Here is a 23530-nt window from a genome sequence, read left to right as displayed (position 1 = left end):
ATGAACTAGTGCTATATTCTTGTGCACTTATCTTAATATCGTAATTAGACAGCTATATGTCTGATTATTATCGGAACAAACGAGACTCAGATGGACGATCAATCTTTAAAACAAGCCGCTTTGTATTACCATGAATTTCCAACCCCAGGAAAAATCAGTGTGACACCTAGCAAGCAGCTCGTTAACCAACGAGATTTAGCGCTTGCCTACTCACCTGGTGTTGCTGCGCCATGTTTGGAAATCGAACGTGACCCTTCTGCCGCTGCCAAATATACAGCGCGTGGTAATCTGGTTGCCGTCGTGAGTAATGGTACAGCCGTGCTTGGTTTAGGAAATATTGGTCCGCTCGCGTCTAAACCTGTAATGGAAGGTAAAGGCGTTCTATTCAAAAAGTTCGCTGGTGTTGATGTCTTTGATATCGAGATTGATGAAAATGATCCAGACAAGATCGTAGATATCGTTGCTGCATTAGAGCCGACTTTTGGTGGTATCAACTTAGAAGATATCAAGGCGCCAGAATGTTTCTACATCGAGAAGAAACTTCGCGAACGCATGAAAATTCCTGTATTCCATGATGACCAACATGGGACCAGTATTATTGTCGGTTCAGCATTGCTGAATGCTTTGCAACTGGTAAATAAAAAAATTGACGAAATTAAAATCGTTGCATCAGGTGCCGGTGCAGCAGCACTTTCGTGCTTAGACTTGCTTTGCGCTTTAGGCGTGAATAAAGCCAATATCGTTGTTGCCGATTCTCGCGGTCTGCTCACTACATCACGTGAAGGTTTAGATGAATCGAAAAAGCGTTATGTACAAGACATTCAAGCAACACAATTACATGAAGTAATGGCTGGTGCAGACATGTTCTTGGGTCTTTCAGCAGCAGGTATCTTAACCAAAGAAATGGTTAAGGAAATGGCTGAAAATCCAATTATTTTTGCACTTGCAAACCCAGATCCTGAAATTCTACCTGAACATGCGCACGAAGTACGTCCAGATGCAATCATGGCAACGGGTCGTTCAGACTATCCTAACCAAGTGAACAACGCACTTTGCTTCCCTTATATCTTCCGTGGTGCACTCGATGTTGGTGCAACCACCATTAATGAAGAAATGAAGATTGCCTGTGTACATGCAATTGCACGCATGGCACATGTTGAAGCGGATGCTGCAACTTATGGTGAAAAATCTGCGTCATTTGGCCGCGACTATTTGATCCCTCGTCCACTCGATCAACGCTTGATTTTGGAAATCGCACCAGCTGTTGCCAAAGCAGCAATGGACTCTGGCGTTGCGACACGTCCAATTGAAGATTTCTCTGCATACCGTCAACGTCTTTCTGAGTTTGTGTATAACTCAGCATTCTTGATGAAACCAATCTTCTCTCAAGCGAAGACTGATCCGAAGCGTATTGCGTATGCTGAAGGTGAAGATCAACGTGTATTACGTGCTGTTCAAATTGTTGTTGATGAAGGCTTAGCGAAACCAATTCTAATTGGTCGTACTGCTGTGATTGAAGACAATATTCGAAAATTAGGTTTACGCTTACAGCATGGCGTGAACATTGAGATCGTCGATCAGGAAAAGAATCCTTCGTATGATGATTTCTGGAAAGAATACCATCAAATCATGCAACGCAAAGGCGTAACAGTTGAATATGCGCAACGTGAAGCACGTCGCCGCTCAACACTCATCGCAGCAATGTTGGTTAAATTTGGCAAAGCCGATGGTATGTTATGTGGTACCTACTCAAGCTATGACATTCATTTAGATTTCGTGAAAAACGTCATTGGGTTAAAAGAAGGTCGCAGCACGTTCTTTACGCTGAATGCATTGATGCTTGAAGATCGCAATTTATTTATTGCAGATACTTATGTAAATACCAATCCAACTGCGACTCAACTTGCTGAAATGACGATTTTAGCGGCCGAAGAAGTTCGTCGTTTTGGTATTACGCCACGCGTAGCGCTGCTTTCTCATTCAAGCTTCGGTAGTGACCAAACCGATGCAAGCGCTCAAAAAATGCGTGAAGTCTATCGCCTACTTTCAGAGCAAGCACCTGAGCTAGAAGTTGAAGGGGAAATGCATGGTGATGCGGCGTTGGATGAAAATATTCGTCATTTTGCATTCCCGAACTCACGCTTCAAAGGTTCAGCAAACTTGTTGATTATGCCTAACTTAGATTCAGCCAATATTTCATTCAACTTGTTAAAAGCAACTTCAGGTAATAATGTGACCATTGGTCCTATTTTATTAGGTGCTGCAAAACCTGTTCATATTCTGACACCTACAGCAACGACGCGTCGTTTGGTGAATATGACTGCATTAACGGTTGCCGAAATTCAGCAAAGTCAAAACTAAGTTCACTTAAGCCCTGCTTTTCTTGAAAAGCTTCGCTTAACCCTTGAGAAAACCTCTATTCTGTAGCATGATTGTGTGAAGAATAGAGGTTTTTTCATGCAAGTTTATTTAGTAGGCGGTGCTGTTCGAGATCATTTACTCGGCCATCCCTATCACGAAAAAGATTATGTGGTGGTTGGAGCAACGCCCGAGCAATTACTCGCCGAAGGCTATCAACCCGTGGGAAAAGATTTCCCGGTATTTCTACATCCAATAACAAAAGAAGAATATGCACTTGCACGTACTGAACGTAAATCTGGTGTGGGTTATCACGGTTTTCAATTTTTTACCGATACCACGGTTAAGTTAGAAGAAGATCTGATCCGCCGTGATTTAACCATTAATGCAATGGCAATGGATGATGCAGGTACCATCTATGACCCCTATGGTGGGCAGGATGATTTAGATCAAAAAATTCTACGCCATGTTTCAGATGCATTTACCGAAGATCCTCTGCGCGTACTTCGTGTAGCGCGTTTTGCTGCTCGTTATGCAAATTATGGCTTTAAAATCGCAGACGAAACCCTAGAATTAATGCAGGAAATTGCCAAATCTGGTGAGCTTGATGCATTAACGCCTGAACGTGTCTGGAAAGAAACTTCACGTGCATTGCTGGAAGATCATGCTGATGTCTACTTTCAAACACTCAAAGCGTGTGATGCCTTGAAAATCTTGTTTCCAGAGATTGATGCGTTATTTGGTGTACCACAGCGTCCTGAATACCATCCTGAGATTGATTGTGGTATTCACACCCTCATGGCGCTTAAACAAGCCTGTTTAGCAAAATATGCGCTTGATGTGCGTTTTGCTGTGCTTGTGCATGATCTTGGCAAGGCACTCACCCCTGTGGACGAACTACCACGCCATATCATGCATGAAGAACGTGGTCTTCAGCCTGTAACGGATCTGTGTGATCGTTTAAGAGTACCCACCCATTTAAAAAGCTTAGCTTTAATTGTGTGTAAAGAACATTTGAAGTGCCATCAAGTCAAGAATCTGAAACCAGGCACTTTATGGCGTCTTTTACAACGCTTAGATGTATTGCGTCGACCTGAAAAAGTGGAAGCTTTTGTTCAGGCCTGTGAGTGTGATGCCAAAGGTCGTTTAGGCTTAGAGCAACGCCCGTACCCACAAGCGCAATACATGTTAGATGCGATGCAAATTGTCAGAAATATTCGTGCGCAAGATTTACCTGAACATGTCACTGGTCCAGAAATTGGTGAAATGCTGATTCAGTATCGCATTGAAGCACTAGCTAAGTTTAAAGAGTTGCACAATAACTGATTAATTTTTAAGTAAATTAAGTCTTTTTTGTACAGATTCGCTTATCTATACGCCAAAAAGATTATTAATCAAGCAAACGATTAATTTTATTTACTATTGTTGTTGACGCATCTGCTTTTCATGCCTAAAATGCGCATCAGATTCTCCAATAGCTCAGTCGGTAGAGCGACGGACTGTTAATCCGCAGGTCCCTGGTTCGAGCCCAGGTTGGAGAGCCAATCTACTAATCTCCCATAGCTCAGTCGGTAGAGCGACGGACTGTTAATCCGCAGGTCCCTGGTTCGAGCCCAGGTGGGAGAGCCAAGATTCTAAAAAGCCCTGATCAATGATCAGGGCTTTTTTTATTCCGTAATTAATAAAATACCCAATAAAAAAGACCCGTGATGAACACAGGCCCTTTCGCTTCTACTTTAAACTAAGCAGCAACTTCTGCTGGCACGCCACTATGAAAGCGGAACGTATCATCTGGACTTAAAATCAGATTTTTTTCCACTTCACGAATATGCTCGATGCGTTGCTGGATCGTCTCTTCTGGATCTTTAAGTTTCGCCGTTTTTGCAACATCCAAAGCTAAAGCCAGATAGTCCTCAAAATGACGAGATTCAGACTTAAGCAAGTAGCGGTAGTAACGCCCCAGCTCATCGTCCACAATCGGTGCTAGCGCATAGAAACGCTCACACGAGCGTGCTTCGACAAATGCACCAATAATCATCACATCAATTAGAGCCTCAGGCTCATAAGTACGAATTTCTTTACGTAATCCGCCTGCATAACGCCCTGCACTCAAACCCTTCCATTCTTGGCCACGTTTGTTCATGAATTCCAAAACCTGCTCATAATGCAGCATTTCTTCACGCACCAATTGTGCCAATTTCACTTGCAGGTCCGTAAAGAAACTATAGCGGAACATCAAGTTCATTGCTGTACTCGCTGCTTTTTTCTCACAGTTAGCATGGTCTTGCATTAAGATGTCCAGATTATTAATGGCTTCATCCAACCACGCCTGAGGAGTCGTACAACCCAAAAATGCGATGACAGGTTGCATTAACTCATCATAATTTACACTACTCATCAACTTATCTCGCAGCAGCCTGAATCGCTGCTTTCATATCTATTACTGCTTGAGCCAAACCAACGAATACGCTATCGGCAATAATTGAATGCCCGATGTTTAATTCATGAATTTGTGGAATTGCTGCAATCGCGGCAACGTTATCCAGATTCAAACCATGCCCTGCATTCACAACCAAACCTTTTGCCGCTGCATATTCAGCACCTTTAATAATACGAGCTAATTCAGCTTGTTGCTGCTCATCTGTCTCAGCATCAGCATAAGCACCCGTATGGATTTCAATGGTCGGCGCACCACATGCCACTGCGGCATCAATCTGTGCCAAATCTGCATCGATAAATAAAGAAACATCACTGCCAATGGCTTTGAGTGCTTGGGTTGCTGCTTTGACTTTTTCAAAATGACCAACCACATCCAAGCCACCTTCGGTTGTCACTTCTTGACGACGCTCAGGTACAAAGCACACATGTTGCGGCTGAATCTCTTTGGCAAATGCAACCATTTCATCTGTTACGGCCAATTCAAGATTCATACGTGTTTTTAACAATGGACGCATACGACGTACATCATCATCCTGTATATGGCGGCGATCTTCACGCAAATGCAAAGTAATGCCCTCAGCACCTGCCTGTTCACAGACCAGAGCCGCCTGAACTGGATCAGGGTAAGTTGTACCACGTGCCTGTCTTAACGTCGCAACATGATCAATGTTTACACCCAAGATTGCAGCCATAAAAATATCCTATCGGTTTAGCCCTGAATCATTATTTTCAATACATCAGGAATATCAATTTTGTGTACTTTGAATCCAAAGTTGCCGACTCTTCAGCGGCCGATCGCCCAGCAAAGAGCTAATCATTTGACGGTATAGTTTACCCAATAATTGCAATTGTTCGTGAGAAAAATCCTGCCCATCTTCGTAACTTTGCATGGATGTAATCAATGCACCATCAAGTGTTGAACGCGAAGCTTGTGAAACTGGTAAAAAGCCATCATTGAGTTGAAATTGATAATGCTGAGTGACCTGAATGTCTTTTTGGCTCGCATCTACTGAAAAATCAATGGCATAACCAAGTTCAGGCAATAATACATGCTCAAATTGACGTAAAATTTGTCGAAGAAACAAAGCCGCTTGCTCATGTGTAGCCAATTGCTGTAACAGTGCGAGAATCAACTGATATTGTTCGAAGGTTTGTGGCATCATCTCTTCTAAAGGACACAGTCGCAATAGAATTTCATTTAAATAAAAACCGGCAAAAAATGCATCACCATGAAAAAACACAGGTTGATTCAGGATTTCTAATTTTGTGAAATTTTTAAGTTCTGACTTACCTGAAGCTTGCAAACGAATAGGTTGGTATTGTGGCGGTGGGACCTGTCTTAAAATCCCATCCACCCGACCATATTCTTGTGTAAATAAATGCACAATATGGCTTTTTTCACGATATTTACGATGATGAATCAAATAGCCATGCAGGACTTCATTACGCATCATAGAACGATACTAGTCCTTCTTTTTCTCATCCTTTTCTTCATCATCGCCATCAGGAATGACTGCACCTACAACCGCAGCCGTCCCTTTAACAACACCTTTAGTGGTCTTATAGGCAACTTTCACAGGTACAGTTACAAGCTTATGAATACAGCCCTGCAACATGACTACACATGTCACGATTGCGAGTACACGGATTGTTATTTTCATACCTGTTTCCATTGTCAACAAGACAGTTAAATATCGCTATAACCTAAGCTTTTTAGTGCACGTTCATCATCAGACCAACCACCTTTGACTTTCACCCAAAGTGTCAACATGATTTTTTGTTCAAACATCTTTTCCATGTCTGCACGTGCATCCATACCGATACTTTTCAGCTTCGCGCCTTTGTCGCCAATTACAATGGCTTTTTGACCTTGACGTTCCACAAAGATGGTCGCATCAATATAGGTACAAGGTGGCTTTAAACGGCCTGTTTTTTCGTTTACAGCCGCTTCTTCAGTTTTGAATGATTCAATCTGAACCGTTAAATCGTACGGAAGCTCTTCACCCAACTGACGCATAATTTTCTCACGAATGATTTCACTCGCAAGGAAACGTTCAGAACGATCGGTAATCTGATCTAATGAATATAAAGGTGGTTGATACGGCAGATATTTTTCAATCGTGTCACGTAAATGATCTAGGTTCGCACCACGCAACGCTGATACTGGAACAATCTCAGCAAAGTTCATTAACTTAGCGCGCTCTCGAATCAGCGGCAAAGCTTCATTTTTATTTTCGAAGGTATCTAGCTTATTGATCACAAGGATCACAGGCATATCTGCATTTTTAAGCTTTTCCAAAACCAATTCATCGTTTTGAGTCCACTTTTGTGCATCAACCACAAATAAAACCAAGTTCACATCGCGCAATGCTGAGTGAGCAGCACGGTTCATCATCTTATTGATGGCACGTACTTCTTTTTTATGCATCCCAGGAGTATCTACGAATACCGCCTGTGATTTCTCACGTGAATCAATCCCCACGATCTTATGACGTGTGGTTTGTGGCTTACGTGAGGTAATGGATAGCTTCTGACCCAAGATATGGTTCATCAAAGTTGACTTGCCCACGTTTGGACGGCCAACGATCGCAACAAAACCGCTTTTGAAATCTGAAGGAATTGTGCTTCCTTGAGAACTAAAAAATTGATCAACTACATTATTGCCATCTTGCTGTTCAGTTGCTTCTGGCTTATTTTCTTCTGAATGAGACATCAGGTTATTGCTCCAATAATTTTAAAATCTCTGCCGCTGCCGTTTGTTCGGCAAAACGACGACTTGAGCCCTCGCCTATAATTTTTGGCAATCCCGCTACATCACATTCCACTTTGAAATGTTGATTCGGGGCATCACCCTGAATATCTACAACCTCGTAAACTGGGAGAGGTTTTTTACGTGCTTGTAAATACTCTTGCAAACGTGATTTAGGGTCTTTCAGTTGATCTGTCGGTTCGATATGATCAAGATATGGTTCATACCATTTTAACACAATGCGCTCTAGCAAGTTGAGATCATTACTGTCTAAATAAATAGCACCAATAATGGCTTCAACCGTATCAGCCAAAATCGATTCACGATGATGTCCACCCGATTTTAACTCGCCTGTGCTTAAAATTAATGACCGACTCAATTGTAAGTCATTTGCAATTTTCCCCAATGCTTCCTGTCGAACCAAAGTCGCACGCATACGTGTTAAGCGACCTTCATTTTCTAGGGGATAGGCATTGTACAAATAATTTGCAACGATCATCCCTAATAATGCATCGCCTAGAAATTCTAGGCGTTCATAATTATGTTTATGGCTGACTGAGCGATGGGTCAAAGCCAGTTTTAACAAGTCAAACTGTTTAAACTGGTGACCTATTCGCCCTTGCAGCCGTGTATCATTGAGCTTGTTTTGCAGATTTTTGGTCAAAAGTCTTCTCAAAGGTCATCACTAAACTGATATTCAGCATGAAAGGCTTACGTATTTCATACTTCTTCATCACCACAAGATCATCTTTATAAGTCACTTGCGCAATATCTTTAAAATGTAGATCGCGAATCCCGTTCATATCAAAACGTTGATCCATCTGAGATGCAAACTTACTCGGTGTAATATTTGCAGGACTATCTTTTAATAGCCCCTCAATTTGAGTATTAATCAGTTTGTCATCCCAGTATGCTGGCCAAATCGCAATTGCTGCTTTCACAGCAACTGCAAATAAGACCACCCCAAATAAAATTGCAATATACGAAGTCCCTTGTTGAGATTTACGCATCTGTCTATTTCCTATATATTTTTATTAGTCAATCTTACCATTTCGGTTGAAACTTGGAAGATTAAAACCAGGTTCTTTATGCATCCATACATAAAAAGCACGACCTGTTAGGTTCGCTTCAGGTACAAAGCCCCAAAAACGACTATCTGCACTTTGATCGCGGTTATCACCCATTGCGAAGTATTGTCCCTTTGGCACTGTTACTTCCCAATCTTGACCGTTACTTTGGATAAATACATCATTCTCTTTTGCGACAAATGGCACCAAAGCCTCAGCACCTCTCAATTGCGCAAACTGGAATTGCTCAACAAGCGGATTGCGTCCTTCCAAGTAGCGGATTAAATGCTGATGTTCACCTAAAGTTTCTTTGAAATAAAGCGCTGTAGGCGTATCTTGCTGATCTTTCTCACGCGAGTATTGAGTCTCTACCTTTGCAACTTGCTGGCCATTAATCATTAATTGACCATTTCTAAATTGAACATGGTCACCTGGTACACCAACGACACGTTTAATATAGCTAATGGTTGGTTGTGGCGGATAACGGAATACAATCACTTCACCCCGTTTTGGCTCACCGACATCAATGATTTTAGTATTTACGATTGGTAAACGTACACCATAATCAAACTTATTCACCAAGATAAAATCACCTGTTTCCAAGGTCGGAACCATAGAATCTGATGGAATATTAAATGGTTCATATAAGAAAGAACGTAGCACCAGCACAACAGCCAACACAGGCCAAAAGTCATATGCCCAAGTAATGACAAAGTTCTCTTGATTACGCCCACGTGTTGCACGCTGTTTCAATACCAACTTATCCAGTAACCACACCAAAAAGAAAATCAGTGTTGCTGGTACCAGAATCAAGTTAAAATCAAAATCCACAAACCCTCTCTTGCAGTTTCACTGCCCGTCATTCGACTGGGTAAAGCGGCATGCTTCCCCAGCCTGATCTTTTTTATCGATCAACTTTCAATACAGCTAAGAACGCTTCTTGTGGAATCTCAACACTTCCCACTTGCTTCATACGTTTCTTACCTTCTTTTTGTTTCGAAAGAAGTTTCTTCTTACGCGAAACGTCACCACCATAACATTTTGCCAATACGTTTTTACGCATCGCTTTTACAGTAGAACGTGCAATGATTTGCGCGCCAATCGCAGCTTGAATCGCAACATCATACATTTGGCGCGGAATCAGATCTTTCATCTTCTCAACCAATGCAATACCACGATGACGTGCATCTTGACGGTGACAGATCATTGCCAAGGCATCAACCTTTTCGCTATTAATTAGAACATCAACCTTAACCAGCGCTGAACTCTCGAAACGAACGAAGTTATAATCCAGTGAAGCAAAACCACGCGAACATGATTTTAATTTATCAAAGAAATCCATGACCACTTCAGCCATTGGAATTTCAAACGTGATTGATACTTGGTTACCCAAGAATTTCATATCTTTTTGAATACCACGACGTTCGATACATAAAGTCATGACATTGCCTAAATACTCTTGCGGTACAAGGATATGACATTCAGCAATCGGTTCACGTAAATCTTCAACTGTTGAGCCATCTGGCATTTTTGAAGGGCTGTCGATATAAATGATATCGCCTTTCTTGGTTAATGCTTCGTAAATAACAGTCGGTGCAGAACTGATCAAATCAAGATCATACTCACGCTCTAAACGCTCTTGCACGATTTCCATGTGCAGCATACCTAAGAAGCCACAACGGAAACCAAAGCCTAACGCATCCGAACTCTCAGGCTCAAAGAATAAAGCAGAGTCATTGATCTGTAGTTTTTGCAGCGCTTCACGGAATGGTTCAAAGTCACTTGAATCAATCGGGAACAGACCTGCATAGACCTGTGGTTTAACCTTTTTAAAACCTGGTAAAGTCGCAACATCAGGTGTGTTAGAAAGCGTAATGGTATCACCGACTGGCGCACCAAAAATGTCTTTAATCCCTGCAATAACGAAACCAACTTCACCTGCTTCGAGGATGTCAGTTTCGGTATGCTTTGGATTGAACACACCAACTGAAGTCACAGGATGTGTTTGGCCGGTTGATTTCACCAACATCTTGTCGCCCTTGCGGATACGACCTTGTTTAATACGAACAAGCGATACCACACCAAGATAGTTATCGAACCATGAGTCGATAATCAATGCTTGTAACGGTGCATCACGATCACCTTCTGGCGCAGGAATCACATCGACCAAACGCTCTAGAACACCTTCAACACCTAAACCAGTTTTTGCTGAACAGGTTGGTGCATCTGTCGCTTCAATCCCGATAATTTCTTCAATCTCGTGAATGACACGCTCAGGCTCTGCTTGAGGTAAATCAATCTTGTTCAAGATTGGTAAAACTTCTAAGCCCTGCTCAATCGCGGTATAACAGTTTGCAACTGACTGCGCTTCTACACCTTGAGCAGCATCAACCACCAACAATGCGCCTTCACATGCGGCCAAAGAACGTGATACTTCATAAGAGAAGTCAACGTGTCCTGGAGTATCAATGAAGTTCAATTGATATTCTTGACCATTTGGGTGCGTGTAATACAAGGTGACTGACGCGGCTTTGATGGTAATCCCACGTTCACGCTCAAGCTCCATAGAGTCTAATACTTGAGCTTGCATCTCGCGATCTTGCAAACCACCGCACATTTGAATGAAACGGTCAGCCAAAGTCGACTTACCATGGTCAATATGAGCAATGATCGAGAAATTGCGTATATTTTTGATATCTACGGATTTTTTAGCTTGCGCCATGGGTTACCTTAACAAAATAGAACGCCCTATACTTTCAAAAAGTAGTGAGCCAAATGGTTTAATAAAATTGCCCGCGATTATAACAGAAGCTCGGTATGAAGACGAAAGAAATTTATGCCTAGACGTTTTATACGGTATAGCATTAGGCCCAAATAGCTCAATATCAAAATAACGACAATCGGAATTGTAAGAAAGTTCGCCCCATTTCGACCACAGGTTGAATTTGATGAAATTCTAATTTCTGTAACAGTCGTTGTGATTTAAGGTTTTGCTGCATGACTTGTGCATCTACATGGCGAATTTTTCGATCAAACAACAACTCGGTTCGAATCAAATTTAACATCGCTGTAATCGCCTCAAGCATATAACCATTTCCCCAATAGTTCGGATGTAAGTCATAACCAATAATCGCACGATGATCACCCTCCTCCTCAACAATACGATTAACACCACAACCACCTATCATTTCGCCAGTCTTTAATCGTATTGCATAACGAAAGCCCGATGCTGAACAATAACGATGATGCATTCGATGAATCAGCGCTTCCGCCTGTTCAATCTCAGAGAAAGCATCTAAATCATAAAATTCGAGTACTTGAGCATTTGAAAACATATCGAGAACGAATGCAGTATCATCTAAATGTAGGCTATTTAAAATCAAACGTTCTGTTGCTAAAGTCTTCAATGGTTGCATCAAATACTCTCTCATCTGGTCGAAACTTAATGCTTTCTATTCAAAATAGGTCACACTAAAGTCCATTGGATTTAAACTGGTTGCAATTGGCTGATAAGCTTGGGTAAAACTCGGCGACATTCGCTTTGGACGACCTGTCTCAATTTCAATACATGCCCATTTGGTATTACCAACAAATAAGATGCTCTGATCTTTAGGACGATAGAAGGCGTACTGACGGAACGAGTAAAGTGCATTAATATCATCTAGCCATGTCCGCAAGATGACTTCTTCACCTTCCAGTGCAGCCTTACGGTATTGAACATGATGTTCAACCGCGACCATAGCGTGTTTCAGTTCTAAATATTGTGCCAAACCTAAACCCAATGCTTCGATGTGCGCTGAAGCAACGTCTTGCATCCACTGGATGTACATCACATTGTTCACATGACCCAATACATCGATATGCTTGGGCTGGACTTGTATTTTTAAATCAAAAATCGTACTCATAATTTTGTATAGTTCATCAAACAATGTGCCGCTAGCTACACTAGTCTAAACACGAAAGTATTTCAAAATAAAAACCACCCTAATCTAGAGTGGTTTTAGCAACATAACCTTCATGCCATCATTAAGGTAAACGTAATCCAAGGATTGCACGTTGACCTTGGCGAATAATCGTTACACGCGCAACACTATTTTTTGGTAAGGCAGAAACAGTTTTTGCAAACTGTTGGCTATTGGTAATCGCTGTACCATTCACCTGTACTATCACATCACCCGCAACCAGATTTGATAACGACGCAGTACCACCACGCTTCACATCTTGTATCAAGATACCACCACGCACATCTAAACGCGCTTGCTCAGCTGCCGTTAGATCACGGATACTCATGCCTAAACCACTGGTTGGGTTATTTTTCTCAGCATCAGCAGCAGTGTCATCTGGTGCAGTGCCCAATGTTGCAGAAATTGTACGTGTTTTATCATCACGTAGAATTTCCAGTTGAACAGTTTGGTTCGGCGCAATACGATTGAGTGAATAAAGCAAATCGCTAGTACGCGAGATTGGTGCACCATTGGCTTTCAAAATCACATCACCTGATTTCAAGCCTGCTTTTTCAGCTGGGGACTTTGGCGCAACCTGAGTAATCAACGAGCCTTCTGGTTTCGGTAGTTTATAGGCTTCTGCCAAGTTACGATCAATATCCTGCATCATAATACCAAGATAAGAACGGGTAACTTTACCAGTCGTTTTCAATTGTTGTACGACATCCATTGCCACATCAATTGGGATCGAGAATGATAGGCCCATATAACCACCCGTACCACTAAAGATACGTGAGTTGACTCCCACTACTTCACCACGTTGGTTAAACAATGGACCACCTGAGTTACCTGGGTTTAAAGCCGCATCAGTTTGAATAAATGGAACCGAAGTTTCTCCACTCATATTTCTTGATTTTGCACTGACGATCCCTGCCGAAGCGGAATAATCAAAACCAAATGGTGAACCAATTGCGAGTACAGGTTCACCTACTCGGAGTTGGTCTACATTACCAATTCTTAATTCTGGAAAATTATTGCCATTCACTTTAAGCAATGCAATATCGGTACGCTCATCACTTCCTACAAGTGTCGCATCCAATTCACGACGATCATTTAAGGTAATACTGATACGTGAAGCATCTGCAATTACATGACGGTTCGTGAGTAAGTAGCCATCTTTCCCGATAAAGAAGGCACTACCATATGCCGTTTTTTCTTGAGGTCCCTGCTGTTGAGGGATAATCACTTGATTACCAAAAAAACGACGTAGAATTTCTGGGACTTGTTGCTGTAATAACTCTTCCTGAGTCATTTTCTTAACAACATTGACACTCACGACCGCAGGACTGACCTGCTCAACGAGATTTGAAAAATCTACTGGCGATGCAGCATTGACTTGAGATGCTGCTATCGTAAATACCGCAGCATACATTCCTTGTTGTAAATAGCGACTTTTCATGAAGCAAGAACCTACATACTGATAATTAAAATGAAATTTAGGTCTATATTTCTAGCACACACCCATCATTCTTTTCGTAAAAATATGTTTATATTTTCAATGCATACAACGATCTAGAATGATGAAATGTGAATAAACTATGGAGAAACACACCATAATTTACCCGATAGAAATGGTTTTATCTTGGAGAGCTTAACGATAGATTAAAACAATGTACTGAAACGTAATCATTTTCTCATTCATATAGATCAGGCAAAAAATAATCGACAATAAATCGCATTCGCTAAAAATTCACTCAATTCTAGGCAGATTAGCCCTTGCCTTTTTGATAAAAAAGCGGTGTCATTAGCGAACGTTTAAAACTGAAGCAGATTGACATGCCTGATTTAAAAACAATTCACCATTTTGATGTGATTATTGTGGGCAGTGGCGGTGCAGGTTTAAGTCTTGCACTCTCTTTACCAAGTCATTACAACATTGCAATTTTAGCTAAGGCGGCGCTGACGGAAGCCAGTACCTTCTATGCGCAAGGCGGTGTTGCTGCAGTATTAGACGAAACAGATTCTATTCAACAACATATTAATGACACTATGATTGCAGGTGGTCATCTTTGTGAATTAGATGCCGTCAAACACACCGTCGAAGGTGGTAAACCTTCCGTTGATTTCCTGCTCAAGCAAGGCGTGCAATTTACGCTAGATGATGATGAACAATTGCACCTCACCCGTGAAGGTGGCCATTCACAACGTCGTATCATTCACTCTGCCGATGCAACCGGCAAAGCCATTTCAACCACCTTGGTTGAACGTGCTAAAGAACGAAATAACATTACGATTTTTGAAAATTATATTGCAATTGATCTGATTACCCTACACAAGCTTGGGCATCTAAATCAAACCAATCGTTCAATTGGTCTTTATGCTTTAGATGAAGCTAATGAACAGGTGCATACTTTCCTCGCGCCATTTACTGCACTGGCTTGTGGCGGTGCAATGAAAGCTTATCTCTACACATCAAACCCTGATATTGCCACAGGTGATGGTATTGCCATGGCTTATCGTGCAGGTTGTCGCGTGGCGAATATGGAATTTAACCAATTCCATCCAACCTGTTTATATCATCCGAAAGCGCGTTCGTTCTTGATCACCGAAGCGATGCGTGGTGAAGGTGCTTATTTACGCTTACCAGATGGCGAACGTTTTATGCTGCGTTTTGATGAACGTGCTGAACTTGCTCCACGTGACATTGTGGCACGTACCATCGACCACGAAATCAAACGTTTAGGTATTCGTCATGTCTGGTTAGACATCACCCATAAATCACCCGAATTTATTACTGAACACTTCCCGACACTCTATGCGCGCTTACTTGAACTCGGCATTGATATCACTAAAGATATGATCCCTGTTGTTCCAGCAGCACATTACACCTGCGGCGGTGTGGTGGTAGATGAACATAGCCAAACTGATTTAGACGGTTTATATGCCATTGGTGAGACCTCTTATACAGGTCTACACGGCGCTAATCGTATGGCGAGTAACTCACTACTTGAATGTTTCGTTTATGGCATGAGTGCAGCAGAAGATATCGAACAGAAATTTGATGCTGAGTTTCAATTCCCTGATGTTCCAACATGGGATGAAACGCAAGTTACAGATGCAGATGAAGATGTCGTGATCCTACAAAACTGGGATGAGCTTCGTTCTACCATGTGGAACTATGTGGGTATTGTCCGTACCACCAAACGCTTACAACGTGCCTTGCACCGTATTGAAATGTTGAAACGTGAAATCACTGAGTATTATCAGGATTATCGTGTCAGTAAGAATCTAATTGAATTGCGTAATCTAGTTCTAGTTTCGGAAATGATTGTACGTTGTGCAATGGAACGTAAGGAATCACGTGGTTTACATTACACGCTAGATTATCCTGAACTTTCAAATGAGATTCGTAAAACAGTATTAACACCACCTAATTTTAAAGTGGAACAGCCGTTGGTGAATGAGTGATACTTTCAAAGAAGACTCTTAGTTAATATTTACTATCGCGGTAGGCGACAGGGATGTCGCCCGTTGAGCTGCGGTATCAAGGATGTACCGTCAGCTCAACAAAGGATTTTTGTTACTTTTCATCCCTGAAAAGTAAGGCATAAGAAATAAAACCAAAGCATCACACAAACTTTTTAGATGATGCAGATTGAGTATATAGCTGCTTTTATTTCAAATATTGCAGCGCCTCTTCAAACACAACATCTGCATTCTGTGTTGCATCCAAACGCTTCATCCTTTCAGGTTCTGCTTGCCATAAGGTCTCATAACCTGCACGCACCTTAGCAAAGAAACTTAATTTCTCCTGCTCAAAACGGTCCAATGCCCCACGCTCTCGCGCACGGGTCATGCCCAATTCAATCGGTGCATCTAACCAAAAGGTAATATTCGGCATTTTCGCCACAAAAGTTTGATTTAACAGTTGCAACTTTTGCTGGCTTAAACCACGTCCAGAACACTGATAAGCAAAGCTGGCATCAGTAAAACGATCACTCAATACAATCTTCCCTGCCTCTAAGGCGGGTAAAATCACTTGCTGTAAATGCTGTGCACGCGCTGCATAAATTAATAACAGCTCGGTATCATGACTCATTTGCTCTTCATGATTCACCGCCAATAATAAGGAGCGAATCTGTTCCGCCAATGGTGTTCCACCTGGTTCACGGGTCAACACCACTTCTTTACCTTGCTGTTCAAAGTACTGATGAATTTTACGAATCAGCGTAGTTTTTCCTACACCTTCCGTCCCTTCAAAACTAATAAACATTATTCGCCCTGCTTTTTCTTTGAACGTAGCACAGTTAAATATTCTTGCACTGCACGATTATGGTCTTCTAAAGACGCGGTAAATTTATGCCCACCATTGCCCGTGGCAACGAAGTAAATATTTTTGGCATCATCAGGATGCATCGCTGCTTCAATTGCTTTCTTACTTGGCAAAGCAATTGGCGTTGGTGGCAAACCATTAATGGTATAGGTGTTATAAGCCGTTGGCGTACGCAGGTCATTACGGGTGATATTACCTTTATAGTTATCGCCCATACCATAAATCACCGTTGGATCTGTTTGTAAGCGCATACCCATTTTCAAACGACGGACAAATACACCTGAAACTTGTTCTAACTCGCTATCAAGGCTAGTTTCTTTCTCAATAATCGAAGCCATGATCAACGCTTCATACTTATCTTTATACGGTAAGTTCGGTGCTTTCTTGGCCCAAGCCTCATCCAGCGATTTCATTTGACGGCGATACAAATCGGTTAAGATTTTTTTATCGGTCTCGCCTTTGGCAAAGAAGTAAGTATCAGGCGCAAATAGGCCTTCTGGATGCGTATATGAGATATTTAATTGTTTTAATAATTCACTGTGCGGAAGATCAAGCAAAGTATTGGTGACATTTGGGTCTTTTCTTAAACTCTGAATCAATTGTGAAAAAGTGGTTCCTTCAATCACTAAAATACGGTTCATCTGTGCATTATCTGCATCAGACAACATATCCATCACCTGACGAATACTCATGCCTTCTGTAATTTCATAAACGCCCGCTTTCATGGTGTCATGAATCATAAACTTCTGATACAGCTTTAAAACTATTGGAAAATTCACCTTATTTTCTTTGGCTAAACGATCAATAAAGCGTGAATAGGTATCACCAGAAGAAATCACCAAAAGCTGTTTTTTACTGTCTACAGGGTAATTTTTAAATAAACTCGACCATACAATGCCAAAGATCGCCAATACAAAAATAACAATGGCGATCAAAAAGGCTTTAAAAAAAGAAAATCTAGATTTCGGTTTCGCTTTGGGCTTTTTCTTACTTTTGCTGGAATTTGGCGGCTTTGGCATATTAATCAATCTGGCTAAGTTTTAAAGTTTCAAATAAATCAAGATAGGGTTGCTGCGCTAAGGCCTGATCATTAAATCGAACAACCGCTTTCATTGGATGTAACGCATTGCAAAAAAATAAACTTTGGATATGGCCAATCTCATTCATATCGATACACCGCTGCTCACATTCAATCTGATATTGCTGCATTCTCGACAAGATTTTGGCTCTCATCACACCGTGGACGCCATTATAACGAAGTTCAGGCGTAATCCATCGATCATTTATACGAATAAAACAATTACTGCTCACCCCTTCAACAATATAACCTTGTACATCACTAACAAGGGCTTCTAACCAACCACGCTGATCAGCTTCTTGCTTGAGTAAGACCTGTTCTAATCTGTTCAGCGTTTTTAAACCCACCAAATGAGGCATATTCAAACCCAACGCATGATTTAACATGCCACTTTCAATCCACTCAGGCTGAAAAGCCTGTGTCACTCTTGGGTAATACCAAACATATACATCAGCCGCATGTAATGGCAGACTATAGCCACGATCGCCTTCACCACGGCTAATCACGACTTTTAATGTGCCATTGAGCTTTGAATATTGCTGCTGTAATTGTACAAGTGACTTTTCTACATAAGATAAATCTGCATCCAGCTGCAAGGACTGACATGCCAATTTTAAACGTGCAAAGTGTAGTTCTTTTAGTTCAAAAATTCCGTGAAAAATACGTGCTGTGGTAAAGCAGCCATCACCATAATGAAAAGCCCGGTCTAATAAAGGGATGGAATCAATTAATTGTCCATTTTTATAACACTGCATAATCTAGATACCTTTCCACTTTATAAGTCAGCACCACCAAAACCAATAAGCTATTGATTTTAAATAAGTATAACAATTAAAACCTAAAATTAAAAATCGCTTATATATCAACAATTCAGCAAAGCTTATCTGTTTTATCTATTTCTATTTTTTTCATAACAAATTCGATTTTAATTATTTTTTTTGCAAAAAAACTGGCGTTATGCTGCGTACATATTCCAAACAGTGATTTAGATTTTAAGGGGTTTTCCATGCGTTTTTCTCAAGTTAAAGTCGGCGTAATTGCCGCATTACTCTCAGTTTCTTCATTCGCGGCACAAGAATTCTTAAACGTTTCTTATGACCCAACGCGTGAACTGTATACAGATTTCAATAAACAATTCGGTACGTTCTGGAAACAACGTACAGGTCAGGACATCGATTTTAAGCAATCACACGGCGGTTCAGGTAAACAAGCCCGTGCCGTGATTGATGGCTTAAATGCAGATGTAGTCACACTTGCACTTGCAGCAGATATCGATGAAATTGCAGAAAATGCAAAACTCCTTCCAGCAGACTGGCAAAAGAAATTACCGAACAACTCTACGCCATATACTTCAACAATTGTATTCCTAGTTCGTAAAGGCAACCCAAAACAAATCAAAGATTGGGGTGATCTCGTTAAGCCAGGTGTAGAAATCATTACACCAAACCCAAAAACATCGGGTGGTGCACGTTGGAACTACTTAGGTGCTTGGGCTTGGGCGAAACACCAGAAAGGCGGTAATGATGCCAAAGCTCAAGAATTTGTTCGTCAAATTTATAAACAAACTAAAGTACTTGATTCAGGTGCACGTGGTGCAACTACAACATTTGCTGAACGCGGTATCGGTGATGTATTGCTGGCTTGGGAAAATGAAGCTTATCTTGCAGTACGTGAGCAACCAGGCAAATTCGAAATCGTCACACCTTCTCTTTCGATTCTTGCAGAGCCACCAGTGGCTGTAGTTGAAAAGAATGCTGAGAAAAAAGGCAATCTACAAATCGCTCGTGGTTACTTGAACTACCTGTATTCACCAGCAGGTCAAGAAATTGCTGCACGTAACTTTTACCGTCCACGTAATGCCGCGGTGTTAAAGAAATACAGCAACGTGTTTAAACCACTTAAATTGGTGACAATTGACCAAGAGTTTGGTGGCTGGACCAAAGTACAAAAAACTCACTTTGATAACGGCGGTATCTTTGACCAAATCGTCAAGATCAACAGCACAACGAAATAATTTACTCAACGGGTAAATAGGGAGAGCGGACATGATTCATACCGTAATTGTTCCAGGTGTAGGTGGTAGCGAAGCGCAGCATTGGCAATCTTGGTTACAACAGCAACTCGCGTCTAGCTCTCGCGTTCAACAGCAACATTGGGATCGTCCTGTCTTAAGCGAATGGGTTGCTCAATTTGTTAAAACTGTTTCAGCCGCTCCAGCGCCTGTTCAAATTGTGGCACATAGCTTTGGCTGCTTAACTAGTGTTGCTGCGCTGGCTGAACATCCAGAACTCCGAGCAAAAGTTAAAAATCTGATTTTGGTTGCACCTGCGAACCCTGCACGATTTGGTGAAGCAGGTTTTGCGCGTCATAGCTTGACTGACTATAAACAGTATTTTCAGCAGCTGAAAATCGAAGTACCAACCACATTATTGATTAGTGAAAATGACCCTTGGTTAGGTTATGTCGATGCACTGCAACTCGCGCAAGCATGGAAATTAACACCAATCAATTTAGGTCAAGTTGGTCATATCAATGTTGCTTCTGGATTTGGTCCTTTCCCTGAGATCCTGAATTACCTGCTACCTGAAAAAAAGATGCAGCCTATCGTCCGAATGAGTCAGGCAAATTTTAATTTGAAATTTGCCTAACCCCAGCTTTCCGTAATTCTAGTATTCGCATTATTTATTTGCTTGTTTTAGCAAACATTTCTCTTTGAGGAAATATCATGTCGCAGCGTTCCCGAGTGCTGCCTGGGTTTGGTCTCTCATTAGGCTTCACCCTCGCTTACGTGTCTTTGATTGTGCTTATTCCTTTATCTGCTGTCTTTATCAAATCTTTAGGGATTGGGTGGGATGGCTTATGGGAAATCTTAACCTCAGAACGAATTTTAAAATCCTTACAGCTTAGCTTTAGTGCCGCACTAATTGCCGCTTTAGTTAACGTTATTTTTGGTTTGTTATTGGCTTGGTGTCTAGTCCGCTATACCTTCCCAGGCAAACGCATTGTCGATGCTTTGGTGGACTTGCCGTTTGCCCTACCGACTGCTGTTGCAGGTATTGCTTTAACCTCTTTATATGCCCCAACAGGCTGGATTGGACAATACCTTTCACCACTCGGGATTGAAGTGGCTTATACCCCGATTGGGATCACACTTGCTTTAATCTTTATTGGTCTTCCCTTCGTAGTTCGTACCGTACAACCTGTACTCAGCGATATTGAAACTGAATTGGAAGAAGCCGCTTCAGCATTAGGAGCGAATCGTTGGCAAACCATTACCAAAATCATTTTGCCGATTTTGTTTCCAGCCTTACTAACAGGTTTTGCCTTAGCTTTTGCACGCGGTGTTGGCGAATATGGCTCTGTTATCTTCATTGCAGGCAACCAACCTTATAAAACAGAAATTGCACCGTTGATGATCATCTCTCGCTTAGAGGAATACGATTACGCAGGTGCAACCACCATCGCTGTGGTTATGCTCGTCCTCTCTTTCGGCATCTTATTTTTAATTAACTTGGTGCAAGCATGGGCTAGCCGTCGCACAGGGAGAGTTGCACAATGAGCTTAAATACCAATAGCAACGCTTTAGCAATCAAATTACAAACCAGAGATGCAACCCGAGAACCAACTTGGGTTCGCTATACCTTGATTGGTGTTGCACTGATCTTTTTCCTGAGCTGCTTAATCCTACCGCTGATTTTGGTTTTTGTTGAAGCATTTAAACAAGGTTTGACTGTTTATATCAATGCTTTAACCGATTCAGATACTTTGTCAGCCGTCAAACTGACCTTACTCACTGCCGGGATTGCAGTACCCATTAATGTGGTGTTTGGTGTTGCAGCAGCATGGGCGGTTGCAAAGTTCCAGTTCCGAGGCAAAGCCATCTTAACCACCATTATTGATATGCCTTTCTCGGTATCGCCAGTCATTGCAGGTTTAATGTTGGTTCTGATTTTTGGTACACAAGGCTGGATGGGCAGTTGGTTAATGGATCATGACATCAAAATCTTGTATGCCGTTCCTGCGATCGTACTCGCCACCATTTTCATTACTGTTCCATTCGTTGCTCGTGAGTTAATTCCGTTAATGGAAGCACAAGGGACTGAAGAAGAAGAAGCAGCGATTGTACTCGGTGCTTCAGGTTGGCAAACTTTCTGGAGAGTGACTTTACCGAATATCAAATGGGGTCTGATTTACGGCGTGATTCTGTGTAATGCCCGTGCAATGGGTGAGTTCGGTGCGGTATCCGTGGTTTCAGGTCATATTCGCGGCCAAACCAATACCTTACCGTTACACGTCGAGATTCTTTATAACGAATATACCTTTAGTGCTGCATTTGCTGTGTCTTCATTACTGGCATTTTTAGCGATCATCACTTTGATTTTGAAAACATGGCTAGAAATACGTCAAGAGCAAGCAAATAAACATCAGCCGAATCACTAAGGAATAAACACATGAGTATTCAAGTTAAAAATATTGAAAAACACTTTGGTGCATTCCATGCGCTGAAAAATATCTCTTTGGACTTTCCTGAAGGTGAATTGGTTGCCCTACTTGGTCCTTCAGGCTGCGGAAAAACAACATTATTACGCATCATTGCAGGCTTAGAATCTGCAGATGGTGGTCAGGTTTTGCTTGAAGGTGAAGATGCAACAGACATTCATGTTCGTGAGCGTCAGGTTGGTTTTGTTTTCCAACATTATGCCCTGTTCCGCCACATGACTGTTTTTGACAATATTGCCTTTGGTTTACGCGTTCGCCCACGTGCAACACGTCCTTCAGAAGCTGAAATTAAGAAACGCGTAACGCGCTTATTGGATTTGGTACAACTCGGCTTCTTGGCAGATCGCTATCCAGCTCAGCTTTCTGGTGGTCAGCGTCAACGTATTGCATTGGCACGTGCACTCGCAGTTGAACCGCGTGTTCTACTCTTAGATGAACCATTTGGTGCACTTGATGCTAAAGTTCGTAAAGAATTACGCCGTTGGTTACGTACCTTACATGATGAGCTGCATATTACTTCGATCTTCGTGACTCACGATCAAGAAGAAGCTTTAGAAGTGGCTGACCAGATCATCGTGATGAACAAAGGTGACGTTGAACAGATTGGTTCACCACGTGAAGTGTATGAAAAACCTGCTACCCCATTTGTTTTTGATTTCCTTGGTCAAGCAAATCGTTTTGAAGGTGAGCATACTGGCGGTATTATCCGTATCGGCGATGACCGTATTCAGCTACCGACTCTATTAGATGCGCCACAAGGGAAAGTAATTGCATTTGCACGACCAAATGAATTACATATTCATACCCAACCTCAAGCCAATACCCTTGAGGCAACGTTCTTACGTGAAGTGTGGATTGCAGGTAGAGTTGTGGCGGAATTACAAGATCGTAGTGGACGTACTATCGAAATTTTATTAAGTGTAGAAGAAGCGAACTTACATCAATTCAAACCAAATCAAACCGTTTGGATCAGTGCAGCTCAACTTCATTTATTCGCAGATCAAACAACGCAAGTTGCTTAAAATAATATTGATGGGGTAAAACACGCCCCATCCTCTTATG

Annotated in this window: 23 protein-coding genes and 2 tRNA genes; 10 read left to right on the top strand and 15 right to left on the bottom strand. The window is 41.7% G+C overall.

All coding sequences use genetic code 11. From position 1 onward, the window contains the following. The first annotated feature begins 90 nt into the window (after positions 1–90). The 4 genes from F885_RS03235 to F885_RS03250 all read left to right on the top strand — a co-directional run bounded on the left by F885_RS03235 (position 91) and on the right by F885_RS03250 (position 3987). Positions 91–2361, top strand: coding sequence for an NADP-dependent malic enzyme (locus tag F885_RS03235; protein WP_005204811.1), 2271 nt, complete (start codon positions 91–93; stop codon positions 2359–2361). A gap of 96 nt (positions 2362–2457) precedes the next feature. Then, the gene (locus F885_RS03240; RefSeq protein WP_005204813.1) at positions 2458–3684 is read left to right on the top strand and encodes a multifunctional CCA addition/repair protein; all 1227 of its coding nucleotides are present in this window, start codon (positions 2458–2460) and stop codon (positions 3682–3684) included. A gap of 142 nt (positions 3685–3826) precedes the next feature. Next, a tRNA-Asn gene (locus tag F885_RS03245) sits at positions 3827–3902 on the top strand. Positions 3903–3911: 9 nt separating this feature from the next. Continuing rightward, positions 3912–3987 (top strand) — tRNA-Asn (locus F885_RS03250). Positions 3988–4099: 112 nt separating this feature from the next. Here the strand turns inward: F885_RS03250 and miaE are convergent. The 12 genes from miaE to F885_RS03310 all read right to left on the bottom strand — a co-directional run bounded on the left by miaE (position 4100) and on the right by F885_RS03310 (position 14016). Then, positions 4100–4756, bottom strand: coding sequence for a MiaE family protein (miaE, locus tag F885_RS03255; protein ID WP_005204817.1), 657 nt, complete (start codon positions 4754–4756; stop codon positions 4100–4102). Positions 4757–4760: 4 nt separating this feature from the next. Continuing rightward, a complete protein-coding gene (pdxJ, locus tag F885_RS03260; RefSeq protein WP_005204818.1) occupies positions 4761–5489 on the bottom strand; it encodes a pyridoxine 5'-phosphate synthase in 729 nt (242 codons plus the stop codon). 54 nt (positions 5490–5543) lie between these two features. Then, positions 5544–6251, bottom strand: coding sequence for a DNA repair protein RecO (gene recO, locus F885_RS03265; RefSeq protein WP_005204819.1), 708 nt, complete (start codon positions 6249–6251; stop codon positions 5544–5546). A 9-nt stretch (positions 6252–6260) separates the two neighbouring features. Continuing rightward, positions 6261–6458, bottom strand: coding sequence for an NF038104 family lipoprotein (locus F885_RS03270; protein ID WP_005322103.1), 198 nt, complete (start codon positions 6456–6458; stop codon positions 6261–6263). Between the two features lie 26 nt (positions 6459–6484). Further along, positions 6485–7510, bottom strand: a complete 1026-nt coding sequence (era, locus tag F885_RS03275) for a GTPase Era (protein ID WP_005189893.1) — start codon at positions 7508–7510, stop codon at positions 6485–6487. 4 nt (positions 7511–7514) lie between these two features. Beyond that, positions 7515–8210, bottom strand: coding sequence for a ribonuclease III (gene rnc / locus F885_RS03280; protein ID WP_004805889.1), 696 nt, complete (start codon positions 8208–8210; stop codon positions 7515–7517). Next, positions 8179–8556, bottom strand: a complete 378-nt coding sequence (locus F885_RS03285; RefSeq protein ID WP_004654518.1) for a DUF4845 domain-containing protein — start codon at positions 8554–8556, stop codon at positions 8179–8181. The genes rnc and F885_RS03285 overlap by 32 nt, the downstream gene beginning before the upstream one ends. Positions 8557–8580: 24 nt before the next feature. Further along, positions 8581–9444 (bottom strand): signal peptidase I, encoded by an 864-nt coding sequence (gene lepB / locus F885_RS03290; protein WP_005322098.1) that lies wholly within the window; start codon positions 9442–9444, stop codon positions 8581–8583. A 73-nt stretch (positions 9445–9517) separates the two neighbouring features. Continuing rightward, positions 9518–11335, bottom strand: coding sequence for a translation elongation factor 4 (gene lepA / locus F885_RS03295; protein WP_005189899.1), 1818 nt, complete (start codon positions 11333–11335; stop codon positions 9518–9520). A gap of 163 nt (positions 11336–11498) precedes the next feature. Continuing rightward, positions 11499–12029 (bottom strand): GNAT family N-acetyltransferase, encoded by a 531-nt coding sequence (locus F885_RS03300; RefSeq protein WP_005322095.1) that lies wholly within the window; start codon positions 12027–12029, stop codon positions 11499–11501. Positions 12030–12065: 36 nt separating this feature from the next. Next, the gene (locus tag F885_RS03305; protein WP_005204830.1) at positions 12066–12518 is read right to left on the bottom strand and encodes an acyl-CoA thioesterase; all 453 of its coding nucleotides are present in this window, start codon (positions 12516–12518) and stop codon (positions 12066–12068) included. A 121-nt stretch (positions 12519–12639) separates the two neighbouring features. Next, complete coding sequence (locus tag F885_RS03310) at positions 12640–14016, bottom strand: Do family serine endopeptidase (RefSeq protein WP_004805748.1); 1377 nt, start codon at positions 14014–14016, stop codon at positions 12640–12642. A 371-nt stretch (positions 14017–14387) separates the two neighbouring features. Between F885_RS03310 and nadB the strand changes: the two genes are divergently transcribed. Next, positions 14388–16025, top strand: coding sequence for an L-aspartate oxidase (gene nadB / locus F885_RS03315; protein WP_171067759.1), 1638 nt, complete (start codon positions 14388–14390; stop codon positions 16023–16025). A gap of 205 nt (positions 16026–16230) precedes the next feature. On the opposite strand, the gene tmk is transcribed toward nadB, so the two are convergent. From tmk to pabC, 3 genes are read right to left on the bottom strand one after another with little or no spacing between them, the layout of a single operon-like run. Beyond that, positions 16231–16830: a dTMP kinase gene (gene tmk / locus F885_RS03320; protein ID WP_005322093.1), complete on the bottom strand. Its 600-nt coding sequence runs from the start codon at positions 16828–16830 to the stop codon at positions 16231–16233. Next, positions 16830–17909, bottom strand: a complete 1080-nt coding sequence (mltG, locus tag F885_RS03325) for an endolytic transglycosylase MltG (RefSeq protein WP_005322091.1) — start codon at positions 17907–17909, stop codon at positions 16830–16832. Before mltG ends, tmk begins: the two co-directional genes overlap by 1 nt. Position 17910: 1 nt before the next feature. After that, positions 17911–18723, bottom strand: coding sequence for an aminodeoxychorismate lyase (gene pabC / locus F885_RS03330; protein ID WP_005322086.1), 813 nt, complete (start codon positions 18721–18723; stop codon positions 17911–17913). 251 nt (positions 18724–18974) lie between these two features. Between pabC and F885_RS03335 the strand changes: the two genes are divergently transcribed. The 5 genes from F885_RS03335 to F885_RS03355 all read left to right on the top strand — a co-directional run bounded on the left by F885_RS03335 (position 18975) and on the right by F885_RS03355 (position 23490). Next, entirely contained in the window at positions 18975–19982 is a 1008-nt protein-coding gene (locus tag F885_RS03335) for a sulfate ABC transporter substrate-binding protein (protein ID WP_004805737.1), read from the top strand. A 31-nt stretch (positions 19983–20013) separates the two neighbouring features. Beyond that, on the top strand, positions 20014–20616 hold the full coding sequence (locus tag F885_RS03340) for an RBBP9/YdeN family alpha/beta hydrolase (RefSeq protein ID WP_005322084.1): 603 nt from the start codon (positions 20014–20016) through the stop codon (positions 20614–20616). Between the two features lie 77 nt (positions 20617–20693). After that, a complete protein-coding gene (gene cysT / locus F885_RS03345; RefSeq protein WP_005322081.1) occupies positions 20694–21527 on the top strand; it encodes a sulfate ABC transporter permease subunit CysT in 834 nt (277 codons plus the stop codon). Next, the gene (gene cysW / locus F885_RS03350; protein WP_005322080.1) at positions 21524–22408 is read left to right on the top strand and encodes a sulfate ABC transporter permease subunit CysW; all 885 of its coding nucleotides are present in this window, start codon (positions 21524–21526) and stop codon (positions 22406–22408) included. Before cysT ends, cysW begins: the two co-directional genes overlap by 4 nt. Positions 22409–22419: 11 nt before the next feature. Further along, complete coding sequence (locus tag F885_RS03355; protein WP_005322077.1) at positions 22420–23490, top strand: sulfate/molybdate ABC transporter ATP-binding protein; 1071 nt, start codon at positions 22420–22422, stop codon at positions 23488–23490. The last annotated feature ends 40 nt before the right edge of the window (positions 23491–23530 follow it).

The sequence above is a fragment of the Acinetobacter higginsii genome, assembly GCF_000369845.1.
GTDB lineage: Bacteria > Pseudomonadota > Gammaproteobacteria > Pseudomonadales > Moraxellaceae > Acinetobacter > Acinetobacter higginsii.
The sequence above is the reverse complement of the archived record's forward strand: the minus strand, read 5'-3'. Positions and strand labels throughout refer to the sequence as shown.

Excerpts from the sequence above, each read along its gene's own strand:
- F885_RS03235 (WP_005204811.1), top strand. The coding sequence starts at position 91 with ATGGACGATCAATCTTTAAAACAAGCCGCTTTGTATTACCATGAATTT.
- F885_RS03240 (WP_005204813.1), top strand. The coding sequence starts at position 2,458 with ATGCAAGTTTATTTAGTAGGCGGTGCTGTTCGAGATCATTTACTCGGC.
- miaE (WP_005204817.1), bottom strand. The coding sequence starts at position 4,756 with ATGAGTAGTGTAAATTATGATGAGTTAATGCAACCTGTCATCGCATTT.
- pdxJ (WP_005204818.1), bottom strand. The coding sequence starts at position 5,489 with ATGGCTGCAATCTTGGGTGTAAACATTGATCATGTTGCGACGTTAAGA.
- recO (WP_005204819.1), bottom strand. The coding sequence starts at position 6,251 with ATGATGCGTAATGAAGTCCTGCATGGCTATTTGATTCATCATCGTAAA.
- F885_RS03270 (WP_005322103.1), bottom strand. The coding sequence starts at position 6,458 with ATGAAAATAACAATCCGTGTACTCGCAATCGTGACATGTGTAGTCATG.
- era (WP_005189893.1), bottom strand. The coding sequence starts at position 7,510 with ATGTCTCATTCAGAAGAAAATAAGCCAGAAGCAACTGAACAGCAAGAT.
- F885_RS03285 (WP_004654518.1), bottom strand. The coding sequence starts at position 8,556 with ATGCGTAAATCTCAACAAGGGACTTCGTATATTGCAATTTTATTTGGG.
- lepA (WP_005189899.1), bottom strand. The coding sequence starts at position 11,335 with ATGGCGCAAGCTAAAAAATCCGTAGATATCAAAAATATACGCAATTTC.
- F885_RS03300 (WP_005322095.1), bottom strand. The coding sequence starts at position 12,029 with ATGCAACCATTGAAGACTTTAGCAACAGAACGTTTGATTTTAAATAGC.
- F885_RS03305 (WP_005204830.1), bottom strand. The coding sequence starts at position 12,518 with ATGAGTACGATTTTTGATTTAAAAATACAAGTCCAGCCCAAGCATATC.
- F885_RS03310 (WP_004805748.1), bottom strand. The coding sequence starts at position 14,016 with ATGAAAAGTCGCTATTTACAACAAGGAATGTATGCTGCGGTATTTACG.
- tmk (WP_005322093.1), bottom strand. The coding sequence starts at position 16,830 with ATGTTTATTAGTTTTGAAGGGACGGAAGGTGTAGGAAAAACTACGCTG.
- mltG (WP_005322091.1), bottom strand. The coding sequence starts at position 17,909 with ATGCCAAAGCCGCCAAATTCCAGCAAAAGTAAGAAAAAGCCCAAAGCG.
- pabC (WP_005322086.1), bottom strand. The coding sequence starts at position 18,723 with ATGCAGTGTTATAAAAATGGACAATTAATTGATTCCATCCCTTTATTA.
- F885_RS03335 (WP_004805737.1), top strand. The coding sequence starts at position 18,975 with ATGCGTTTTTCTCAAGTTAAAGTCGGCGTAATTGCCGCATTACTCTCA.
- F885_RS03340 (WP_005322084.1), top strand. The coding sequence starts at position 20,014 with ATGATTCATACCGTAATTGTTCCAGGTGTAGGTGGTAGCGAAGCGCAG.
- cysT (WP_005322081.1), top strand. The coding sequence starts at position 20,694 with ATGTCGCAGCGTTCCCGAGTGCTGCCTGGGTTTGGTCTCTCATTAGGC.
- cysW (WP_005322080.1), top strand. The coding sequence starts at position 21,524 with ATGAGCTTAAATACCAATAGCAACGCTTTAGCAATCAAATTACAAACC.
- F885_RS03355 (WP_005322077.1), top strand. The coding sequence starts at position 22,420 with ATGAGTATTCAAGTTAAAAATATTGAAAAACACTTTGGTGCATTCCAT.